The organism is Streptomyces sp. WELS2, assembly GCF_013870595.1.
Lineage (GTDB): Bacteria > Actinomycetota > Actinomycetes > Streptomycetales > Streptomycetaceae > Streptomyces.
Genome location: NZ_JACBWZ010000642.1, coordinates 1 through 3647, shown reverse-complemented (window position 1 = coordinate 3647; position 3647 = coordinate 1). Strand labels below are relative to the sequence as shown.

At 73.0% G+C, this 3647-nt stretch carries 3 protein-coding genes and 1 pseudogene; 2 read left to right on the top strand and 2 right to left on the bottom strand.

Annotation, left to right across the window (positions count from 1 at the left end; all coding sequences use genetic code 11):
- Positions 1-31: 31 nt before the first annotated feature.
- Together H5J33_RS27280 and H5J33_RS27275 are read left to right on the top strand one after the other, a co-directional pair.
- A pseudogene (locus H5J33_RS27280) lies at positions 32-232 on the top strand (helix-turn-helix transcriptional regulator); the annotation flags it as partial.
- A 211-nt stretch (positions 233-443) separates the two neighbouring features.
- Complete coding sequence (locus H5J33_RS27275; protein ID WP_181797499.1) at positions 444-1235, top strand: trypsin-like serine protease; 792 nt, start codon at positions 444-446, stop codon at positions 1233-1235.
- 115 nt (positions 1236-1350) lie between these two features.
- Here the strand turns inward: H5J33_RS27275 and H5J33_RS27270 are convergent, their stop codons facing one another.
- Entirely contained in the window at positions 1351-2577 is a 1227-nt protein-coding gene (locus tag H5J33_RS27270; RefSeq protein ID WP_309485499.1) for an ABC transporter substrate-binding protein, read from the bottom strand.
- Positions 2578-2660: 83 nt separating this feature from the next.
- On the bottom strand, positions 2661-3647 hold a 987-nt coding region (locus tag H5J33_RS27265), incomplete at its 5' end, for a hypothetical protein (RefSeq protein ID WP_258565431.1).

Sequence of the window (3647 nt, the reverse complement as noted above, 5' to 3'; positions counted from 1 at the left end):
GCGATCTTCCCGGTGAGGCGGTTGCGGCCGGGCCGCGCTGGAGGTACTGGCCGCGATGGAGCGTCAGGTCGCCGCGCTGGTCATGGAGGGGGCCACCAACCGGGAGATCGCGGCCCGGCTGTTCATCAGCGTGAAGACGGTGGAGGCGACCCTGACCCGGGTCTACCGGAAACTGGGGATCCGGTCGCGGGTCGACATCGTCCGATTGGCGGCGGCTCGACGGGCGCGCTGAGCGCGGCCCTAGTTAACTGAACCGGACCGAGGGTTTTCCCTCACCCAGCCCCTTAGGGGGTTCCCTCATTGGGAGCCGTGGGTTCCGGGTCCTAGCGTAAAGGGCGTGCCGCTCGCCCGGGCACACGGGGTCGGTCCTGCGACCTCCCCGTGCACACCGCCCACGACACCCGCGCGACCCCCCACCGGTGCAACCCCCACTGAGGAGACTCATGTTCGGGCCCAGACGTGTGAGAAAGACCGCCGCGACCCTGGTGGCCACCGCCGCCGCCGCGGCGACCGCGCTGCTCGCCTCCCCCACCGCGAGCGCCGCGCCCCAGCCCATCGTGGGCGGTACGACCACCACGACGAGCGCGTACCCGTTCATGATGCAGATCACGGACGCGTCCCAGAACCAGTTCTGCGGCGGCACCCTGGTGTCGCCCACCAAGGTCGTCACCGCCGCGCACTGCATGGTCGGCGAGACCACGAGCAGCGTCCGGGTGGTCGGTGGCCGGACCTACCTCAACGGCACCAACGGCACGGTGAGCCGGGTGAGCAGGATCTGGATCAACCCGGACTACACGGACGCCACCAACGGCGACGACGTGGCCGTGCTGACCTTGTCGACGTCGATGCCGTACACCGCGGCCAAGTACGTCTCCTCCTCGCAGACGAGTGTCTACGCGGCCGGCACCACGGCCCGCATCCTCGGCTGGGGGACCACCTCGGAGAACGGCAGCTCCTCCAACCAGCTGCGGACCGCGACCGTGCCGATCGTGTCCGACTCGGGCTGCCGTACCTCCTACGGGTCGGACTTCGTCCAGTCCGACATGGTGTGCGCCGGATACTCCTCCGGCGGCGTGGACACCTGCCAGGGCGACAGCGGCGGTCCCCTGCTCATCGGGGGCGTCCTGGCAGGGATCACTTCCTGGGGCGAGGGGTGCGCGGAGGCCGGTTACCCGGGTGTCTACACCCGGCTGACCACCTTCTCGGACCTGGTGACCGCGCAGGTCAACTCGTAGCCCGGAAGACTTCCCGGGTACCCCTCGGGTATGTGCCGGGGGGCGTTGCGGGCCACCACGAGCGGCCCGCAACGCCCCCTTTCCAATGCCCGCCGCCTCCGCGCGCGGGGGCCCGCTACGTCCGGTCGCACACCGACGGCAGCCAGGTCAGGCCCCCGGTGCGGCCGAGGGTGTCCAGGGAGCCCAGCAGGCGGTCCCGGCGGTCGGGGTGGGCGAGGAACTCGATGGCCGCCTCGGCGAACGCGTCGCGTACCACGGGCGGCATGGCGTCGGAGGCGTCGAAGCAGTGCTTCGCGTTCCCGTCGCGCAGGGTCCGGGCGAGGGAGCGGTGCCAGGCGGACCCGGAGCCGTCGGCGGCGGGCGGCACGCCGGTGTGCACGGAGAAGCCGGACTCCCCCTCGTTCCAGGCACGTTGGGCGTCGGCCGAGGCCAGGTACCGGATCAGCTTCCGGGCCTGCGGGGTGTCGTGCAGCAGCGATACGAGGTCCCCGGAGACCTCCCAGGCGCGCGGGGCGGTCCCGAGGAGCAACTCGGCGGAGGGGACGTAGCGGCCGTCGGCCCGCTGCCAGGCGGGCCGCCCGCGGATGAACGACGCCTGGTGCTCCAGGGTGCAGCCGCGCGGGCGGGCGGCGACCGGATCCGACGCCGACTGGTACGGGGTCTTCAGGGCCAGCCGGACCAGGTCCTGGTCGCCGTCGGCGCGCATCAGGTCGCGCCAGGTCTTCCAGGCCCACTTCACCTGCGGCGAGGTCCAGGGCAGGCCGCCGCCCGCCCAGCGTTGGTAGACGGCGGGGCCGTAGCGCTGGAGCAGCAGGTCCTCGATCCAGTCGGTGCCGGGCCAGCCGCTCGTGGCGCCGGAGCCCATGCCGACGCACCACGCGGCCGGCCGGTGCACGGCGTCCTTCAACTCCTGTCGGCTCAGGTCCGCCGGGTACCAGACGATGCTCTTCAGGTCGGCCTTCAGCGGGAACCAGTACACGTGCCCGTCCGTCAGCGGGGTGGCCCAGGACGGGCCGAAGTCCGCGCGGCGCACCAGGCCGTCGAGCGGCACGAGCTGCTTCTGCCGGGCGTACTCGGCGAGTTCGCCGGGCCCGGTGAGCACCACCACGTCGGGCGGTGTGCCGGCCTCGGCGTCGGCGCCGAGCACCTGGCTCTCGGCGTTGCTGCCCTGGTAGTCGACGTGGATGCCGTACTTCCGCTCGAAGGGCTTGATGACCGCCTCGCGGAAGTGGGTCTCGTCGTCGCCGGTCCAGTTGGCCAGCAGGGTGACGGCCGGCTCGTGCCCGAGGGCGCGTACGCCGACCACGGCGGCCGCCGCCAGGACGGCCAGGCAGCTCGCCACCACCGTGACGATGCGGCCCGGACGGCGAAAGCGGCGGGGCCCGGGGCCGGGGGCGGCCGTCGCCGGGCCGCCGGGGTGCGCGCTCACCGGGGCCTGAACCGGTAGTCGTTGATGTGCCGCCGCAGGCCCGTCTCGGCCAGTGCCATCAGCAGAACGCCTCCTATCAGGATCCACACCGCCGCCGCCGCGCGGAAGCCGGTGCCGGCCAGGTACGAGGCGGTGGCCCGCCCCGCGTCGGGGATGTCCCGCCCGGACAGCGGGCGGTCGAGCAGGGCGCGGGTGTCGGCCATCCCCGCCTGCGTCCACACGGTGAACAGCACGGTGACGGCGACACCGGCGAGCAACAGCAGCCCGGCGGACATGAGGTGCCGGTTGTAGCGCCGCCGGAAGCGGTGGCGCAGGAACCGCTGGGTCTCCAGCAGCGCGGCGGCCAGGGCGAGGGCGAGCAGCAGGGTGACGCTCCAGGCGAGCCACATCAGCGGGCCGAAGGAGGTCTGCCGGTGCACGGCGGCGCGCTGCTTGCGTTGCAGGGCCTCCAGCCGGGCCTGTATGCCGGACTTCTTCTCCGTCAGGACGCCGGTGGCGTAACTGAGGTACGCCTCGCGCAACACGCTGCCACTGGGCTGGAGTTGGGACTGCTGGACCTTGACGGCGTAGACGTTGATCAGACCGGCCACGGTCTGCAGGGCCTGCCGGCCCCCGGGTCCGCCGAGGTCGTCGTCGGCCGCGGCGGCGGCGAGGCTCTGCACGGCGACCGAGATCTGCTTCTGGAAGTCGCTGGTCGGGACCGGCTGGGCGGCGTCCCGCCGGGCCTCGCCGAGCGCGTACAGGGCGGTGTCCAGGGACAGCACGGCCGGGGCGGTGGAGGTGCGCAGCGGGTCCGCGTCGTCGTGCACGCCCTGGTACGACACGAACAGCGCCAGGGTGAGCAGCGCCGACAGGGCGAGCAGCAGGCGGTGGCGAAGGGCCAGGTCGCGGGCGGTGGTGCTGACGCCGTCGGGGGACCGGGAGGCGGCCTTGGTGACCCACGAGGCCGGGCGTGAGACGAGCCGGACGAGGCGGTGGTCCCG